16 protein-coding genes are annotated in these 17,322 nt (G+C 36.2%); 10 read left to right on the top strand and 6 right to left on the bottom strand.

From position 1 onward, the window contains the following. Positions 1-12 precede the first annotated feature (12 nt). Positions 13-780 carry an SDR family NAD(P)-dependent oxidoreductase gene (locus AC1RNE_RS02645; protein WP_492799495.1) on the top strand — a complete coding sequence of 256 codons (768 nt, stop codon included), beginning with the start codon at positions 13-15 and terminating at the stop codon, positions 778-780. 240 nt (positions 781-1,020) lie between these two features. Here the strand turns inward: AC1RNE_RS02645 and AC1RNE_RS02650 are convergent, their stop codons facing one another. After that, on the bottom strand, positions 1,021-2,559 hold the full coding sequence (locus tag AC1RNE_RS02650; RefSeq protein WP_492799496.1) for a GH3 family acyl-acid amido synthetase: 1,539 nt from the start codon (positions 2,557-2,559) through the stop codon (positions 1,021-1,023). A gap of 40 nt (positions 2,560-2,599) precedes the next feature. Next, positions 2,600-3,367, bottom strand: coding sequence for a 5'/3'-nucleotidase SurE (gene surE / locus AC1RNE_RS02655; RefSeq protein ID WP_492799497.1), 768 nt, complete (start codon positions 3,365-3,367; stop codon positions 2,600-2,602). A 179-nt stretch (positions 3,368-3,546) separates the two neighbouring features. On the opposite strand from surE, the gene AC1RNE_RS02660 reads away from it, so the two are divergent. Genes AC1RNE_RS02660 through AC1RNE_RS02675 form a run of 4 tightly spaced genes read left to right on the top strand, consistent with a single transcriptional unit; the run spans position 3,547 to position 6,347 of the window. Continuing rightward, positions 3,547-4,116, top strand: a complete 570-nt coding sequence (locus AC1RNE_RS02660; RefSeq protein ID WP_492799498.1) for a 1-acyl-sn-glycerol-3-phosphate acyltransferase — start codon at positions 3,547-3,549, stop codon at positions 4,114-4,116. A gap of 6 nt (positions 4,117-4,122) precedes the next feature. Then, the gene (locus AC1RNE_RS02665; protein WP_492799499.1) at positions 4,123-4,611 is read left to right on the top strand and encodes a GNAT family N-acetyltransferase; all 489 of its coding nucleotides are present in this window, start codon (positions 4,123-4,125) and stop codon (positions 4,609-4,611) included. A 20-nt stretch (positions 4,612-4,631) separates the two neighbouring features. After that, positions 4,632-5,081 carry a LexA family protein gene (locus AC1RNE_RS02670; protein ID WP_492799500.1) on the top strand — a complete coding sequence of 150 codons (450 nt, stop codon included), beginning with the start codon at positions 4,632-4,634 and terminating at the stop codon, positions 5,079-5,081. A 3-nt stretch (positions 5,082-5,084) separates the two neighbouring features. After that, a complete protein-coding gene (locus AC1RNE_RS02675; protein ID WP_492799501.1) occupies positions 5,085-6,347 on the top strand; it encodes a Y-family DNA polymerase in 1,263 nt (420 codons plus the stop codon). Here the strand turns inward: AC1RNE_RS02675 and AC1RNE_RS02680 are convergent. Then, positions 6,331-7,140, bottom strand: a complete 810-nt coding sequence (locus AC1RNE_RS02680) for an RpnC/YadD family protein (RefSeq protein WP_492799502.1) — start codon at positions 7,138-7,140, stop codon at positions 6,331-6,333. The genes AC1RNE_RS02675 and AC1RNE_RS02680 overlap by 17 nt on opposite strands. Positions 7,141-7,279: 139 nt before the next feature. Beyond that, the gene (locus tag AC1RNE_RS02685) at positions 7,280-8,470 is read right to left on the bottom strand and encodes a LysM peptidoglycan-binding domain-containing protein (RefSeq protein ID WP_492799503.1); all 1,191 of its coding nucleotides are present in this window, start codon (positions 8,468-8,470) and stop codon (positions 7,280-7,282) included. Positions 8,471-8,769: 299 nt separating this feature from the next. On the opposite strand from AC1RNE_RS02685, the gene AC1RNE_RS02690 reads away from it, so the two are divergent. The 4 genes from AC1RNE_RS02690 to AC1RNE_RS02705 all read left to right on the top strand — a co-directional run bounded on the left by AC1RNE_RS02690 (position 8,770) and on the right by AC1RNE_RS02705 (position 13,953). After that, entirely contained in the window at positions 8,770-10,197 is a 1,428-nt protein-coding gene (locus tag AC1RNE_RS02690; protein WP_492799504.1) for an alpha-L-fucosidase, read from the top strand. A gap of 7 nt (positions 10,198-10,204) precedes the next feature. Beyond that, on the top strand, positions 10,205-11,701 hold the full coding sequence (locus AC1RNE_RS02695) for an alpha-L-fucosidase (protein WP_492799505.1): 1,497 nt from the start codon (positions 10,205-10,207) through the stop codon (positions 11,699-11,701). A gap of 298 nt (positions 11,702-11,999) precedes the next feature. Next, a complete protein-coding gene (locus tag AC1RNE_RS02700) occupies positions 12,000-13,031 on the top strand; it encodes a sialidase family protein (RefSeq protein ID WP_492799506.1) in 1,032 nt (343 codons plus the stop codon). Between the two features lie 43 nt (positions 13,032-13,074). Then, on the top strand, positions 13,075-13,953 hold the full coding sequence (locus AC1RNE_RS02705) for an Rpn family recombination-promoting nuclease/putative transposase (RefSeq protein WP_492799507.1): 879 nt from the start codon (positions 13,075-13,077) through the stop codon (positions 13,951-13,953). 132 nt (positions 13,954-14,085) lie between these two features. On the opposite strand, the gene AC1RNE_RS02710 is transcribed toward AC1RNE_RS02705, so the two are convergent. Both AC1RNE_RS02710 and AC1RNE_RS02715 read right to left on the bottom strand, forming a co-directional pair. Further along, positions 14,086-15,372: a hypothetical protein gene (locus tag AC1RNE_RS02710; RefSeq protein WP_492799508.1), complete on the bottom strand. Its 1,287-nt coding sequence runs from the start codon at positions 15,370-15,372 to the stop codon at positions 14,086-14,088. 138 nt (positions 15,373-15,510) lie between these two features. Beyond that, positions 15,511-15,861, bottom strand: a complete 351-nt coding sequence (locus AC1RNE_RS02715) for a hypothetical protein (protein ID WP_492799509.1) — start codon at positions 15,859-15,861, stop codon at positions 15,511-15,513. Positions 15,862-16,345: 484 nt separating this feature from the next. Here AC1RNE_RS02715 and AC1RNE_RS02720 point away from each other — a divergent pair, with 484 nt between their 5' ends. After that, positions 16,346-17,287: a universal stress protein gene (locus AC1RNE_RS02720; protein WP_492799510.1), complete on the top strand. Its 942-nt coding sequence runs from the start codon at positions 16,346-16,348 to the stop codon at positions 17,285-17,287. Positions 17,288-17,322: the final 35 nt, after the last annotated feature.

Consider the following 17,322-nt stretch of genomic DNA (forward strand, 5'->3'; position numbering starts at 1 on the left):
AAACATACAATCATGTTTGAAAAAAGTTTCCAAAACCAAGTAGCTATTGTAACTGGTGCAGGGATTGGCATTGGCTTTGAAATTGCGAGGCAATTGGCAGAACAAGGGGCAAAAGTAATTTTAAATGATATTGATAAAGACTTGGCTGAGTCATCCACTTTAGCCATTCAAGAAACTGGAGGTATTTGCGAAGCTTTTAGCGGAGACGTTTCAGACTTAACAGTCATACAAGAGTTGATAAAAACGACAGTAGCCACTTTTGGAAAACTAGATATTCTTATTGCCAATGCTGGTATTACCACCTTTGGCAATTTCTGGGAATATCAGCCTGAATCTATGCAAAAGATTCTTCAAGTAAACCTCTTCGGAACATTTTTCCTTACTCAATCTGCCACGAAACAAATGGTAGAACAAGGACATGGAGGAAGTATTCTATTAATATCTTCGGTTACTGGTCATCAAGCGCATAAATATTTGGCAGCTTATGGCATGACAAAAGCGGGTATTGAACAATTGGCTAAAAACTTAGTCGTTGATTTATCTCCCCATCAAATCAATATTAATACTGTTGCTCCTGGCGCTACTTTAACAGAACGGACTTTAAGTGATGTTAATTATATAGAAACTTGGTCACGTATTACACCTACTGGAAAGCCTTCTACCGTTCAAGACATTGCTAATGCGGCACTTTTCTTGGTATCTCCCCTTTCCAGACAAATTACTGGACAAAGTATAGTGGTTGATGGCGGGTGGACTTCTGTTGGACCTTCGCCTTATTGAGAATTGATGTAGCACTCAAGCGTGGTCTTCCTTTAAGGAAATATGCTAATTTTGGAGCAGTAATAATTTTGAATTAATTATTACCTATCGGAAACATATCCAAACCCTAGGTTTTTTTCAATCAAAAAGGCGGTCAAAAAATTAATTTTGACCGCCTTTTTGGTACTAAAATTTAGGATATATTATGCTTTTTTTCAAGATTCAACATCAAACTCATCATTTAAAACTCACAACTAATTACTATCTAATATACGCTTCCCATTCAGCGATTAAGTCTTTTTTCTTCAATACTCTCGGGAATTTATGTTGTCCTCCTGTTTTGCCTTTCGATGCCATAAAATCATAAAAAGCTTTCACTGGCAACACACTGATTTCCAACCCTTTTAAAGCATGTTTACGCTCTACGGGATAATCATCATTGATTCTGCAAAGGGTTTCGTCTATGAATTTTAGCAATTCCTCAGCATCTACTTGATCATCTGTTCCCACATACCAATGATGCCCGAAGGTATCTTCCAGCCTTTTACCTACTACCGTAAACTCTCTGATATCGATATTAAATTGCTTGCAAGCCAACTCAATGGCTTTATTCATATTATCCACAGAAAGGTGTTCGCCACAAAGGCTCAGGAAGTGCTTTGTCCTGCCTGTAATAATAATCTCAGCTTGTTTTTTATTGGTAAACTTAATCGTATCTCCAATCAGATAACGCCATGCACCCGATACTGTAGAAATCAACAGGGCATACTCCTTTCCCTCCTCTACCTCATCTATCATCAATGTCTCTGGGTATTGAACCATACTGCCATCTTCATCAAAATTGCGGTCATTAAAAGGAATAAACTCAAAGAAAATCCCATTGTTTAGCACCAACTGCATATCGCTATTGGGGTGGGTTTGATACGCCAAAAAGCCCTCTGAAGCCAAATATGTTTCAATATAAGTAATTGGGCGACCAAGTAGCTTGCTAAAACCTTGTTTATAGGGCTCAAAACTTACACCACCATGGCAATATATTTCTAAATTTGGCCATATTTCATGGATGTTTTTTACGTTATATTCTTTGATGATTTTTTCCATCAAAATCTGAATCCACGCTGGCACCCCTACAATAAAACCAATGTCCCAATCTTTTGCTTTCTTCGTTATTTTATCCAACTTTTCACTCCAGTCGGCAGTTTCAGCAATCTTTTTCCCAGGTTTATAAAAACGTTCAAACCAAAACGGAATTTTTCCTGCGGTAATACCACTCAAATCTCCTTCAAAATAATCCCCTTTATCCTGTAATTTTGTACTCCCTCCAAGCATTAAATAGCCTTTTTCGTACAATTGTGAAGGGAGATTTTTATAGGCAGATAATGCTAAAATTTGACGAATTGAAGTCCTGTGAATGGCTTTCACCATGTCTTTCGTAACAGGAATATGCTTGGAAGCCGCCTCGGAAGTACCTGAACTTAACGCAAAATATTTTACATTCCCTACCCACGAAACATTCTTTTCTCCTGCCAAGGTCTTGTGCCACCATTCTGCAAACATCTTATTGTAGTCATACACAGGAACAAGCTTCTTATATTTTGTGTAGAATTCTTTATCGTCCGAAAACAAGGCAGCATTCATAATTTCCTCAAAATGATACTTCTCTCCAAATTGCGTAAAGCGTCCTTTGTTCAACAACTTCACCAAGGTCTTACGCTGAATCTTCGCTAGATTAGATTTTGGGCGTTTTATCAAGCCTGTCAATCCGATACCTCTTTTTAAAATATTGCCAACTATTGCCATAGGAATTAATTCGTAAGAAAAAGTTTAAAGTTTTTACCTATTAAAACCATTCTTTGATGGTATCAAGTGCTTGATAGTCTGTTAAATCAAACTTTGCAGGCACAATTGAAACATAGTTTTCTGCCAAAGCATCTTCATCATTTCCACCTGCCGTATCTTTATTTTGAAGAAACCCGTCCATCCAATAATACGCCTTTCCATACGGGTCTTGTCTTTCTTGAAAGGTCTCGCGATACAAAGCATCCGTCTGACGACACACCTTAATACCTTTAAGGGGTTCATCAGATTTTTTAGGAAAGTTTACATTTAAGGCAATACCTTTAGGTAAACCATTTGCCAATACTTTGTTAGCAATCTGAATGATGTATTCTTCTGTATGCGAAAAGTCGGCTTCAGCCCCAAAATCACACAACGAAAACCCAATCGCTGGAATGCCTTCTATGGCAGCTTCTATTGCTGCCGACATGGTACCACTGTAAATCACTGAAATAGAAGAGTTTGAGCCATGATTGATACCCGAAACCACTAAATCTATTTTTCTACCTTTTAATAAAAAGTGTTTACCAAATTTTATACAATCAGCAGGTGTTCCACTGCATTGATAAGCCTCTACATTAGGTAAAAAATCTTTTACCAGATTCACTCTGAGCGGTCTGTCTAAGGTAATGGCATGCCCCATTCCAGACTGATGGCTGTCGGGTGCTACTACGTATACCTCGCCAATCTTAGACATAATCTCTGCTAATGTTTTTATCCCTTTCGCCGCTATTGAATCATCATTAGCAATCAATATGAGTGGTTTTTGCATTGTTTGTAATCAGTATTTTAAAAATCTACGTTTGTTGTATCAAATTTAATGTTTTAGCTTCTTTTAGCCCTAATTATTATTATTAAATATCTGATAATAATACCAAAATATCTTTACTTTTGAATCTAAAATCAAATATAGGTAGTTTTGTTGTGGCGACGAAATTACAGAAATCTTTCATGTTAAAAATCATAGGTCAACTAATACTACAATTTTCAGGTTGGAAAGTCATCGATAATACACCCAATGGCGTAAACTCATACCACCGTGCTGTGATGATTGCCGCTCCACATACCTCTAATTGGGATTACCTCTTTTGCATGGCAACCATTTATTCTGTCAAACTACAGATTCGCTATTTGGCAAAAGCTTCCCTGTTTAAATTTCCACTAGGAATATTAATGCGAGGATTGGGCGGTATTCCTGTAAACAGAGAGAAAAAAAATAATTTAGTGGAAGAGATGGCTCAATTACTAAAAACCTCTCCTGAGCCCATTCAATTGATTGTTCCTGCAGAAGGCAAACGTTCTTATACAAGCGAATGGAAATCAGGATTTTATCATATTGCCTTAAAAGCAGAAGTGCCTATCATTTTAGGATTTTTAGATTATAAGAAAAAAGAAGGTGGCTTTTTAGATGTATTTTACCCCACGGGCAATTACGAAGCTGATTTGAACATTATTCAAGGATATTACCTGAATGTTACGCCTAAATATCCTGCCTTATTTTCATTAAAAGACAAAAAATAGATTACCATGAATGATTACAAAATAGCAAAAGCTGGCTTACAGGATTTACCCATTATTCAACAAATTGCTAATGAAACTTGGAGACCAACCTATGGAAGTATCTTGACGGAGGAACAAACATTGTTTATGCTAGAGATGATGTATAGTGATGCATCCCTTTCAAAACAGTTTGAAACAAACCATTTCCTGATTTTTTCTGATAATGATAAGCCAGTAGGGTTTTCGGGCTTTGAAAAAAAGGAAAAAATGATCAAATTACATAAGATTTATTTTTTGCCTGAAACACAGGGAAAAGGCTTTGGCAAAATGATGATTCAGGAAATAGTAGCAATAGCCCAAGCAGAAAATTGTGATTATATAGAACTGAATGTAAACAGAACCAACAAAGCAAAAAGTTTTTATGAAAAACTGGGGTTTGAGGTGGTCAAAGAAATAGATATTAATATAGGGAATGATTACTGGATGAATGATTATGTCATGCATAAAATCGTTTAAAACCTGACAAAACTAAACCTATGAATCTTAAGGCTGTTAATACAAAGGGAACATTAAAGATTTACGCATTTTCAGATGAAACTTCGCTAGAGTTACCGCTCATCGAAGGGGGCATCAGTGCGGGATTTCCTTCGCCAGCCACCGATTTTTTAGATTCCGCTATCGACCTTAACAAATACTTAATCAAGCATCCCTCCACTACTTTTATTGCCCTGACAGACGGCGTTTCGATGACTGACGCAGGCATTGCCGACAAAGATTTATTGATTATCGACAAATCTATTGAGCCTACAGATGGCAAAATTGCTGTATGTATCCTGAACGGAGAGTTTGTATTAAAACGCCTGAAAGTTGACCAAGAGGGTATTTGGCTGATGCCTGCTAATGATAATTATAAGCCAACGAAAGTGACAGAATATTACGATTTTGAAATTTGGGGTATGGTTACTTTTTCAATTCAAAAGCACTAAAATATGTTTGCACTAGTTGATTGTAATAATTTTTACGCATCCTGCGAAAGAGTTTTTCAGCCCAAACTGAGGAACCAGCCCATTGCTGTGCTGTCTAACAATGACGGCTGTGTCATTTCTAGAAGTAACGAAGCTAAAAAGGCTGGCGTACCGATGGGCGCTCCTGCCTATAAGTTTGAGGATTTTTTTTACAAGAATAAAATCCATGTGGTTTCATCCAACTATGCTTTATATGGCGATATGAGCAACAGAGTGATGAATTTATTAGCCGAATTTACACCAGATATAGAATTGTACAGTATCGACGAAGCCTTTTTGAAGTTTGATGGCTTTGAAAAATACTTCGATTTTCAAAAGTATGGCAATCAGATTCGCTATCGAGTAACCAAAGGCACGGGTATTCCTATCAGTGTGGGCATTGCTCCGACTAAAGCTCTTTCAAAAGTGGCTAACAATATTGCTAAAAAATTCCCCGAAAAAACAGGTAACGTATATGTAATTGATAGCGATGAAAAACGCATCAAAGCCTTGAAATGGCTAGCAATAGAGGGCGTCTGGGGAATAGGCTACAGACTATCCAAACGGTTGAAAGCAGCAGAAATTCACACTGCTTTTGACTTTATTAATTGTAAAGAAGAGTGGGTAAAGAAACAAATGGGCGTAGTAGGTTTACGCTTATACAAAGAATTACAAGGAATTAGTTGCTTAGATTTAGACGAAGTCGCTGATAAAAGAAACATTGCTACCACCCGAAGTTTTGAAACAAATTATAAAGACTATGAGCTTGTTAAAGAAAGGATTATCACTTTTACGGTGAGTTGTGCTGAGAAGTTAAGAAAGCAAAAATCTTGTTGCAATGCCATCGTGGTTTTTCTACGTACCAACGCGCATCGAAAAGAATTAGAACAATACGGCAAAAGTCAAGTATTGGCGCTACCCTATCCGACTAATTCAAACATAGAATTAGCAAAATTTGCGACGGAGGCATTAGATAAGATTTTCAGAGAGGGCTTTGAATACAAAAAAGCAGGTGTAATTGTAACAGATTTAAGTCCCGAAGATGCTCAACAAATCAGCCTCTTTCAGAATAGTAATCCCAAGCATAAAAAATTGATGGAAGCTGTAGACAACATCAATAGAAAAACAGGAACTACGGTAGTAAAACTAGCTACCCAAGATTTACAACGTACTTGGAAAATGAAACAAGAGAAGCTTTCACAGAGATATACCACGAGATTGGCAGATATTATTAAGGTAAAAGCTTGAGTTGTTGCTGAATGTTTTTTACGAAGTCTAATGAGACATCTGTGATTTCAGCAATCTTCTCAATAGAAAAGTCGCTTTTATTTAACAAGTTGGTAACAATCCTTGTCTGTTCTTTTTTTCTTCCTCTGATATAAAGGACATCCCTTTCTTCATCAATATATTCTGCGATGCTTATCATATTTTTTTCGATTTCTATCTCTAAATTACGCAATTGTGATAATACTCGCAACTGCTGTATGTATCTTCTTAACGAAAAATCTCCTTCGGTGGTTTCTTCGATACGATGAATAATTTCCTTCAATACACTTTCTGGGTCTTCTTCTCTGAAATTGGCTAAAATACTCAATATTATTTCTTCAGGTTTATCTGATTTTACAAAAATATGATAATCAAGTTCTGAAAATGTAATTAAAGGAAAATTATATTTTAATAGTTTACTTTCTATTAGAGTCGAAAGTTTTGGTTTCGTTGAGCCAAGGTAAATCACAAATTGCTCGATTGGCAATCTATATTTTCTTGCCAACATAATGTTGTATTCCGCCATTCTATAAATCATATCTGGCTCATCTACGACTTGAAATTCTATTTGAAGAATAAACGTATTACCTTGTATATCAGTAATTTTCTTTAAAACATCAGGTTTCCGTTCTTTAGTATGCTGAATATCATCGGGAAGTTCTTCTGATAAAACCGCAGATATACCAAGTATATTTTCCATTAAACTTGGTATAACAGCTTCTATATTTTCTTTGAATATCTTATCGTATTGATTGCCCTGCTTGTTTAATTTCATGTGTAAAACTATTCTCTATTATTTTATGTCAAATTAAAGCATTTTGTAAGCTTTTTTCAAATAAAAACTCCCATTTTACAGGTTTAATCAGTAAAAAGGAAGTTATATATCTTTAGTAGAAACCTACATTCTTATTTTTTCACTTCGCAAAGCTAAAACCACTATCCAACACTTTCAATACGCGTTGTTTTTTCCAAGTTTCTACATCGTTCATGGCTACTTTTTCGATGATACTTCTTTCATCTAAACTAGCAATATCTCCGCTTCCCGATTCTGATAATACTTGTTCTATTGCCTTTTTTAGTACTGCCAATGAACCGCTCAATCCTCTATTCACTGCTAAATCTACTCTGAAAGCGATTCCTCCTTGTGTATTGATAAGCTGGTTTAATGGATATGCATTGCCATAAATATTAATCATCACCGCAGACGAAACCGCCTTCACTACATATTCTTCTAAGGCTATTTCTACCTGTACGCAAATCATGCTTGGCTTAAAACCGCTGGCAATAAAGGCTCCTGTTAACCTTAAATCGTTGGCTACTTCTAAATATGCAGCATCGCCTTCTTTGGTACCATAGCTGGTATCTATCTGAAAAACAGGCGTTCCATAATTTTGAACGTTCATGCCATATTGCCCAAAACATTCATTAAATACATCTTCGTCTCTATCTTTTAGCCTTGCCAATACCCTAGTCAGCATCGAACCGCTAGCAACAGCACCCGTAAACTGAATAAATCCAAAAGAAAAAATGGCTTTATCATAGCTATTTACGGCATCAAAACACCCTTCGTTTTTTGAAATATATTTCAGGATATTGGCATAATAAGCCTCTTGGCATAAATCTAAAAACATACTCTTGTTTTCATCAAAACCCGACTGCCCTGCATAGCTTACTCCTTTAGGATTTACCTGATTAGGCGAAGGATAAACGTCACGCATGGGGCCAGTCTGCATAAAGCCTTCTGAACTCGGAAAATTAATTACATAAATACTATATAATCCTTTGCTTTGTTGTTGAATTTGAAATACTTGTCGTCGTTCAAAAACTGAACTTCCATAATCTACAGGATTAGCAAAACTATTATTGGTAGTACTTGGCTGATTGAAGGTGCTGTAAGCTGTATTATCATTATAGACATTGGAGGAACTAAAAATGGTTGTGGTGGTAGTAGCATTAGAAAAAGCGGAAGCACTAACAACTAAAACTTGTCCTATCGACAAATTATTAGACTGCAAACTATTCATTGCAGTGAGTTGGTCTACAGAAAGTCCGTATTTTTTTGAGATACTATAAAGGGTTTCCTTTGGTTGTACAGTGTGTGTCATTTTGTCATAGTTAAAGTTCATAGTCTGCTGTTTAAAATTAGCTAAAATTAATTCTTCAACTTGTTTCTGACCTCAATAATTATTAAGCGGTATGTAGCCCCTAAAAAATACACATTTATTTTATTAAAAATGTAATATATTTCCGATTATTAAAAATAAATCAAATATTTTTGTAATTTAGTAAATATAAAGAGGTATAAGTATCCTTGAAATCTCTTTTGTAAAAAGAGTCGATTTAACAAACAAACGATTATCAACAACAATCGTTTGTCATATTATCCTTCACAAAAACTATTATTATGCTCAACAAAATAATTGCATTACTTGGTCTTTTTATCTTTTCACATTTTCACTCATCAGCACAGGGGAATATTCATCAGGCTTCAACGGAATATCAATATCCTACTGATCCCTTGGTAAAAGAAAAGTTAGAAACTTGGCGTGACCAAAAATTTGGGATGATTATCCACTGGGGTTTGTATGCTGTACCGGGTATTATCGAATCATGGGAATTGTGTTCTGAAGATTGGATTAGTCGCGACAGTACCCAAACCTATGATGATTATAAAAAATGGTATTGGGGCTTGAACAAAAAGTTTAATCCTACCAATTTCAATCCAGACCAATGGGCTAGTGCTGCCAAAGACGCTGGAATGAAATACGTAGTTTTTACGACAAAACATCATGACGGGTTTTCGATGTTCGATACCAAGTATTCGGATTTCAAAATTTCAAATGGTCCGTTCGCTCAACATCCAAAAGCCGATGTAGCCAAATATGTTTTTGAGGCTTTCAGAAAAAAGAATTTTATGATTGGGGCTTACTTTTCAAAACCAGACTGGCATTCAGAGTACTTTTGGTGGAATCGTTATGCTACGCCCGACCGCAATGTGAATTATGACATCCGTAAGAATCCTTGGCGTTGGAATAAATTCAAAGAGTTTAGCTACAACCAAATTCAAGAATTGATGACGGGCTATGGCAAAATGGATATTCTTTGGCTTGATGGCGGTTGGGTTCGTCCGTTGGATACCGTTACTGACGAAGTACGCGCGTGGGGTGCTGCTATTCCAGCGTTTAGTCAGGAAATAGATATGCCCAAAATTGCTTCGATGGCTCGTAAAGCACAGCCTGGCCTTTTAGTAGTTGATAGGACGGTTCATGGTGAATATGAAAACTACAGAACACCCGAACAAAGTATTCCAGTCAATAAATCAGACACGCCGTGGGAAAGCTGTATTACTTTAGGCGGTGCATGGGGTTATGTACCGAATGATAATTTCAAATCGGCTACTAAAGTTATCCATAGTTTGATTGAAGTAGTAGCCAAAGGCGGTAGCTTATTACTAGGGGTTGGACCACAAGCCGACGGAACATTGAACGACACACAGGTATCACGTTTGAAAGAAATTGGTACTTGGTTGAATGCTAATGGCGAGGCCATTTATAATACTAGAACTACGGATGTTTACAGAGACGGCGAAACGTTTTTTACCAAAGGAAAAGACAATACTATTTATGCCTTGGTAAGATTACCAGAAGACCAAGCAATTGCTACTACTATTACTTGGACAGGCAATGTGCCTGCGAAAGGAGCAAAAGTGCAATTGTTAAGCGAGAAAACAACCGTAAAATGGAAAGCGGAAGGCGACAAAGTAACGGTGACGTTGCCAACTAATTTCCTAAAAAAATATAAGAACTATCCGAGTTTAGCTTTTAAATACTAATAATCTCATGAAAAACACGCTATTATTATCCATTCCTTTTTTGCTTTTTTCACAGCTCAATCGTGCTGAAACGTTACCCAAAACGCATGAGCCGATTGTAAAAAAGGTCAGCAAAAAGGCTGTTACAGCTCCAAAACCAGTATACCCGATTCCTACGAAAGAGCAATTGGCTTATCAGGAGATGGAAACCAATGCTTTTATCCATTTTACGACCAACACTTTTACAGATTTGGAGTGGGGAAATGGTGATGAAAGTCCCGCTATTTTTAACCCTACGGCACTGGATGCGAACCAGTGGATTAGTACCTTGAAAGCTACTGGCTTTAAAGGGGCGATTCTTACTTGTAAGCACCATGATGGGTTTACATTATGGCCAAGTAAATTCACGGAACATTCTATCAAGAACAGTCCTTATAAAGATGGGAAAGGCGATGTTGTCAAAGAAACGGCAGAGGCTTGTAAGAAATTTGGGGTGAAATTTGGCGTTTACTTATCGCCATGGGATAGAAATCATGCCGACTATGGCAAGCCTGAATACATTACTTATTACAGAAATCAATTAAAGGAATTGTTTAGTACATACAAACCTGTTTTTGAACTTTGGTTCGACGGTGCTAATGGCGGAACGGGGTATTATGGTGGTGCAAACGAGAAGCGTAAAATTGATGCTAAAACATATTACGACTGGAAAACGACCATTCCGATGGTGAGAAAAATGCAACCTGATGTTATCTTTTTCAGTGATGCTGGTCCAGAAGTACGTTGGTGTGGTAATGAAAGAGGTATCGCTGGCGAAACCAATTGGAATAATATTACGCCTGATACTTTGTATGCTGGCAAAGGTGGTATCGAACACTTGTTGAATACGGGTTCTGAAAACGGAACAGCTTGGATTCCGAGCGAAATAGATGTGTCTATTCGTCCAGGGTGGTTTTATCATGCCAAAGAAGATGCTGAGGTAAAATCGCCAGAAAGATTATTTGAAATTTATTTGAGTTCAGTAGGCAGAGGTTCAAACCTATTATTGAACATTCCTCCTGACCGTCGTGGGCTTTTTCATGAAAATGATGTAAAGTCATTGAAGGGTTTCAAGGCAATTTTGGATAAGGAATTTAAAACTAATTTGGCACTTAACGCCTCTGTAAAAGCTAGTGAGGTTCGCGGAAATGATGTAAAGTTTAAAGCTAAAAACGTAACTGACGGCAATAAAGAAACCTATTGGACAACCAATGATGAACAAAAATCAGGAAGCCTTGAAATTAATTTAGGAGCTAGTAAGCCTGTAAAGTATGTGCTTTTGCAAGAATACATCAAATTAGGACAAAGAGTAAAAAGCTTTAATGTGGAGGTTTGGAAAGATAACGCATGGAAAGAGGTAGCGTCGGCTACTACGATTGGCTACAAAAGAATATTGAAACTGGATGGCGTGGAAACTAGCAAAGTAAGAATCAATATCAAAGATGCCAAGGCTTGTCCTGTGATTTCGAATATTGGTGTTTATTGATTTTAGCTATAGGCGTTAGGCTGTAAGCTTTAGGCGAGATTGTCTTAAATCCTATATTATTAAAAAAGATTAAAAAACAAGTACTTATTCCTAGCGAGAGACTTAAGTCCCTGTCTATGAATAAGATAAGTAAAGTAGGTAAGGAGCTTAGCAATGTAAACTAAACCGCATTATGTGGCTCATAAATCACGGTTTTAAATTCACGCTTCTGCTAACTCTTTCTATTAGTTGGTGACTTAAGTCACCAACTAATAGAAAGAAAGGGGCTTTTTACAGATTTTAATTCAATACTAAACCCATGAAATACCTTTTTATCTTTTTACTTTTTATATCCTTCAACATTTTTGCTCAATCAGCGTTCAAAGCTGAATTGATAAAAAGTGAGTTTGTATTTAACACGCCCCCTACGCCTGCTTGTCATGCCTCTACGATTGTTGAATTATCGAACAATACCTTTATGGCATCATGGTTTGGTGGTAAGTACGAAAGTAGCCCAGATGTTGGTATTTGGATAGCTGTGAATGAAAAAGGACAGTGGAAACAACCCAAGATGCTCGTAGATGGTGTTGTCAATGATACCCTTAGGTTTCCGTGTTGGAATCCTGTATTGTTCAAAACAAAAGCAGGTAAGCTTTTACTTTTTTATAAAGTCGGTAAAAATCCACGCGAATGGTGGGGAATGAAAATGTCATCTGATGATGATGGGAAACATTGGAGTAAGCCCGAAAAACTAGCCGACGGAATGCTAGGCCCTATTAAAAACAAACCTTTTCAATTAGCCAATGGCGAAATTCTATATCCATCAAGTACTGAAAGTCTTGATGAAAAAGTATGGAATATCCATCTTGAAAAGTCGGATAAGTATGCTAGTAAGTTCCAGAAAATTAGTATTGATTGCGATACCTTTGGCGTAATTCAACCAAGCATTTTACAATATTCAGGCAACAGACTCCAATTGCTTTGTCGGTCTCGCCAAAATGCGGTGGTGCAAACTTGGTCAAGTGACAATGGAAAAACTTGGTCGCCCCTTAGTTTAACCAACCTTCCAAACCCAAACTCTGGCACAGATGCCACAACGCTAAATAATGGGTTACAAGTACTAGTATATAACCCTTTGAAAAAAGGAGCAGCTTGGTTTAATGGTAGATATAAACTTCATGTAGCCGTTTCGAAAAATGGCACAGATTGGCAGGATGTATATACCTTAGAAGACGAAAAAGAAGGAGAATTCAGCTATCCAGCTATTATTCAAAGTAACGATGGACTGGTGCATATCACCTACACCGCCAACCGCAAGAACATCAAACATATTGTATTGAAAGTGAAGTAGATTGTATTTTAAAAGAAACTATCTTTGTGAAAATAAAGTTTTTATGAAAGATACTCTTATTCGTTTCGACTGGGCTATGAAACGCCTACTTCGACAAAAATCAAACTTTGTAATATTGGAAGGACTGTTATCAGTCTTACTTAATGATACTATCTCTATTGAACAAATTCTTGAAAGTGAATCAAATCAAGAATCACAAGAGGACAAATTCAATAAAGTAGATATTTTAGCATTAAATGCAGCACAAGAATTAATTATAATTGAAGTACAAAACAGTAAACAACTAGATTATTTTCAACGTATGCTTTATGGTGTTTCTAAAGTAACTTCAGAGTATTTGAACTTAGGAGAACCTTATAGCAAAATCAAAAAAGTGTATTCAGTTAATATAGTCTATTTTGATTTAGGACAAGGCAAAGATTATGTTTATCATGGTAAAACACAATTTGTAGGTATTCATCAAGGCGATACATTAGGACTTTCAGAAAAGCAAAAAGAACTATTTGATAAAATTGAAATTTTTCAATTATTCCCTGAGTACTATGTTTTGAAAATCAACAATTTTGATAATGTAGCAAATGATAATTTAGACGAGTGGATATATTATTTAAAAAATAATGAAGTACCTCAAGGAGCAAAAGCAAAAGGTCTAAGAGAAGTGACTGAATTTCTTCGTATCCAATCACTCAATGAAACTGAACAGAGAGATTACTATAAACATTTAGAAAACGACCGCTTAGCAATCAGTTTATTGGATACTGCCAGAATAGAGGGTTATCAAAAAGGGAAAGAAGAGGAACAGCTAAAAACTGAACAGCTAAAAAAAGATACTGCTAAGAATCTAAAAGCGTTAGGTATTCTAAGCATCGAACAAATTGCTAAAGTAACCAACTTATCTATTGAAGAAATTGAGAACTTATAGGATATTTCTTCAATAAAGATTTCATATTACCTACACTGCCAATCGCAAGAACATCAAACACATTGTATTGAAAGTACAATAGTACCTAAAAACAAAAAAGGTGATGCGAAACTCTGCACCACCCTTTTGCGATTAACGGCGTCTTCCACCGCCTCCGCCTCCGAAGCTTCTCACTCCTCCCCCGCTAAAACCTCTATTTTGGAAACCGCCATTTCCGCCATAGTTTGGTCTGTAGCTTGCACCTCCACGGTTGTATCCCCCATTATTGCCATTGTATGAGCGGTAATAGTTATTACGATTACCAGCCATCATACCATTATTATAATGTGGGCGATTAATCGCCATAGAACGATAATAATTGCCAAAATGATTATACAAATAAGGATAGTTCATATAATATCCTCCGTTATAAAACCAATTTGAAAAACCGTAGGCAGGAAAAGCACTAAAGCCAAAACCACCAAAACCGTAAGACAAGCCGAAACTGCCCCAATAAGCACTAGGATACCAAAGTGGTGAACTGTACCAATAAGGATAACCAAACCAATATGAATAAGGATTGGCATAACCATAATTATAGTTATTGCCGTAAGCGACTTGTCCGTTTGGCAAAATATAACCGTTGGTTTTAGCAAAATCTTTAGCAGCCTGATTCAACTCTTGTTGGGCTTGTGGACTGTTGCCCAACTCTTTTTTATAGGCCGCTATCTGTGCCTGATTTTGTATCATTAAACTATCGTGCCAGCTAGCTAATTGTGTAGTTAAACCATCCTTGTCAGCAATATATTGCTGTCCTAGTCTAGTAGTCAAGTCAATATTATCTGTCAATAATAACAATACGTCTGGATACTGCGCCAATTTTTTAAAAGCATCTTGTGTTGGCACATCCAAAGGTTGAATGGCTTTGGCAAAACTATTTTGTGCTTGTTGGTTCAGATTATCAGCTTGAACTAAATCATCATGATGGTGACGATACAAACGCCAAGCGGCTGTTTGTAGGTTTTCATCATTGTTGGGCAACAGTTTTTTAATATCATCCTGACTTTGTCTTGATGGCAATGTTGCCAATGTGTGGGTTAAGTCAGGAAAACGGGTTAATTCATAGAACCAACCTTGTTTTTTCTGGCTAAAATCCCCAATAAGGGCTTGAAAAGCACCCTGTGTTTGATTTTTCTCTTGCTGTAATTGCGTAAGCGTTTGTGGATATTGGCTAACTAATAAAATAGCCTGACGAACATCTGCATTATAGGATGCGATTGAATTTTGCAATCCCTTATCTGTTTCCAATTGGTTGGTTTGGCTAAAAACATTGATGTTTACAAAAAGTAAAGTAGTCATCAATAAAATTGTAGAAAGAATCCAGCTAATTTTTGTGATTCTTTTTGTGGCAGTGCCCTCAACAATCATGTTAGTTTTCATTTCTTCAGTGATTAAAATATTTGCTTTAAATTGAAACGGAGAACTCTTTTCCCAACCCTGAGAAAACGCATCATCACAAACGTATGAAATACGGCTGATTCAGGAATTGCTGAAAGAAAAAGAGTGTTAAATTTTAATTTAAAAGGACAAGTATTTCCAAGAATGAAAGAGAATAAATAAATGAGGGAATTTGTGATTATTTACATCTAAAACGGATGTTAAAGTAGCTTTATTTTGAATAAACAATAATAATTTATTAGCTCCACTCCAAAGCAAACCGCTATCAAGATGATTTGTGTGGTCTTGAGAAACTTTATCTCCATCCTCTAAACCATCATAAGGAATTGATTTAAATAAAGTATTTTGAGTTTGTAAACGACTTGTACCAGCCACATGATTACTTTTTGCAGATTTCAATGCCAAGCCGTGGTGGTGGGTAGGCATCTTTGCTAAGATTAACCATACACTACTGAACAGTAATAATGACAATATGAATCTTTTTAGTAACATGACATTTATGCGACGCGCATTATAAAATAATAATCTACTTTATCCTATTTTATCATTTCGACTATCTGATTCTACAAAGGTTTAATCTTATCTCAAAAAATAATAAAGTTGAAATAAAAACAGTTAATTAGATGACAATTATCAATAGTAGGTCATCAATATAATTTAATCAACGTTTTCATTTATTGTAAACAACTGATAACTAATTATTTGAAATACAACCGTAATGGCAGACTATTCACCAATCACTATTTACTAATCACAACTTATCAATAAAATAACAAGCCTTTAAACCTAGCAAATGTTACATTTTTCCAAGTGGTCATTAACTTAACTCGCAGTATTTTCTAAGTAAATTCTAATATTAGATTAAGCTATGGTTAAGTTATGAGTTTCAATTTTGAATCATCAAACCGTTCGTTACCGCTGTTTTGATGATTTTTCAACCTAAAACTCATATATTATGGATACACAAGCAGTTCAGAAAATACTTGTTCCAATTGACTTTAGTGAATCTTCAATGAATGCGCTTCATACCGCTATTGGAATGGCCAAACGTCAGCATGCACAATTGATTTTACTGCATGTAGTCAATATTAGCCCCTTGGTTAGTAATAAGGACGACAATACCATGATTAGTGATTCAAGCTTACAAACACTTCTTGATACTCATCAAACCAATCTTAGAAAACTTGCTGATAAAATTACTAATGAAGCGTTTATTGATTGCCGAGCCATTATCAGAACGGGATGGGTTTGTCCAGAAATAGTAAGAGCAACTGTTGATTTTTATGCCGATTTGATTGTAATGGGGAAACACGGTGTATCAGGCACTAAAGAATTCATGATGGGCTCAAATGCCTTTAATGTTTTGAAAAATGCCTATTGCCCCGTATTGATAGTACCATCTCATCGTCAGTTTGAAGCCTTCAAAACCATCGTTTATCCTATCAGACCCGTAGAGGGAGCCATCAAAAAATATAGCATGGCACGAAATTTTTTAAGAGAAAATGATGCAGAGTTGGTAGTAGTAGGACTTTTGGAAAACGGTGAAAAAGCAAGTTTTGAAATGTTAAGTCAGGAAACTTCTAAACTTGATAAAAAATTAAAGGAAGATAACTTAAAATCACAAACTGGTTTTTATTACTGTGATTCAGTAGCAGCGAAAGTGCTTGAAAAAACCACCGATTTTATGGCTGACTTACTGATTATTACCGCATCGATAGACCACCACATTCAGGATTATTACGTTGGTCCTTTTGTTCAACAGATAGTCCATTATGCCAGAGTACCTGTTTTATCTATCAGACCCAAACCAGCCGATGCCTTTGTGGTAAAGTCGGTTAATGAAAATGAAGAAAACAGCGAATACCCCTACCCTGTGCAAATGTTAGGGATAATTTAACAAAACAACCACAAGAACCATATCGTCAAATTATT

It is taken from the genome of Arcicella sp. GW822-FHT02H01, from assembly GCF_058802005.1.

Excerpts from the sequence above, each read along its gene's own strand:
- AC1RNE_RS02685 (WP_492799503.1), bottom strand. The coding sequence starts at position 8,470 with ATGACACACACTGTACAACCAAAGGAAACCCTTTATAGTATCTCAAAA.
- AC1RNE_RS02675 (WP_492799501.1), top strand. The coding sequence starts at position 5,085 with ATGTTTGCACTAGTTGATTGTAATAATTTTTACGCATCCTGCGAAAGA.
- AC1RNE_RS02720 (WP_492799510.1), top strand. The coding sequence starts at position 16,346 with ATGGATACACAAGCAGTTCAGAAAATACTTGTTCCAATTGACTTTAGT.
- AC1RNE_RS02695 (WP_492799505.1), top strand. The coding sequence starts at position 10,205 with ATGAAAAACACGCTATTATTATCCATTCCTTTTTTGCTTTTTTCACAG.
- AC1RNE_RS02710 (WP_492799508.1), bottom strand. The coding sequence starts at position 15,372 with ATGAAAACTAACATGATTGTTGAGGGCACTGCCACAAAAAGAATCACA.
- AC1RNE_RS02660 (WP_492799498.1), top strand. The coding sequence starts at position 3,547 with ATGTTAAAAATCATAGGTCAACTAATACTACAATTTTCAGGTTGGAAA.
- AC1RNE_RS02700 (WP_492799506.1), top strand. The coding sequence starts at position 12,000 with ATGAAATACCTTTTTATCTTTTTACTTTTTATATCCTTCAACATTTTT.
- AC1RNE_RS02680 (WP_492799502.1), bottom strand. The coding sequence starts at position 7,140 with ATGAAATTAAACAAGCAGGGCAATCAATACGATAAGATATTCAAAGAA.
- AC1RNE_RS02665 (WP_492799499.1), top strand. The coding sequence starts at position 4,123 with ATGAATGATTACAAAATAGCAAAAGCTGGCTTACAGGATTTACCCATT.
- AC1RNE_RS02645 (WP_492799495.1), top strand. The coding sequence starts at position 13 with ATGTTTGAAAAAAGTTTCCAAAACCAAGTAGCTATTGTAACTGGTGCA.
- AC1RNE_RS02670 (WP_492799500.1), top strand. The coding sequence starts at position 4,632 with ATGAATCTTAAGGCTGTTAATACAAAGGGAACATTAAAGATTTACGCA.
- AC1RNE_RS02690 (WP_492799504.1), top strand. The coding sequence starts at position 8,770 with ATGCTCAACAAAATAATTGCATTACTTGGTCTTTTTATCTTTTCACAT.
- AC1RNE_RS02705 (WP_492799507.1), top strand. The coding sequence starts at position 13,075 with ATGAAAGATACTCTTATTCGTTTCGACTGGGCTATGAAACGCCTACTT.
- AC1RNE_RS02650 (WP_492799496.1), bottom strand. The coding sequence starts at position 2,559 with ATGGCAATAGTTGGCAATATTTTAAAAAGAGGTATCGGATTGACAGGC.
- surE (WP_492799497.1), bottom strand. The coding sequence starts at position 3,367 with ATGCAAAAACCACTCATATTGATTGCTAATGATGATTCAATAGCGGCG.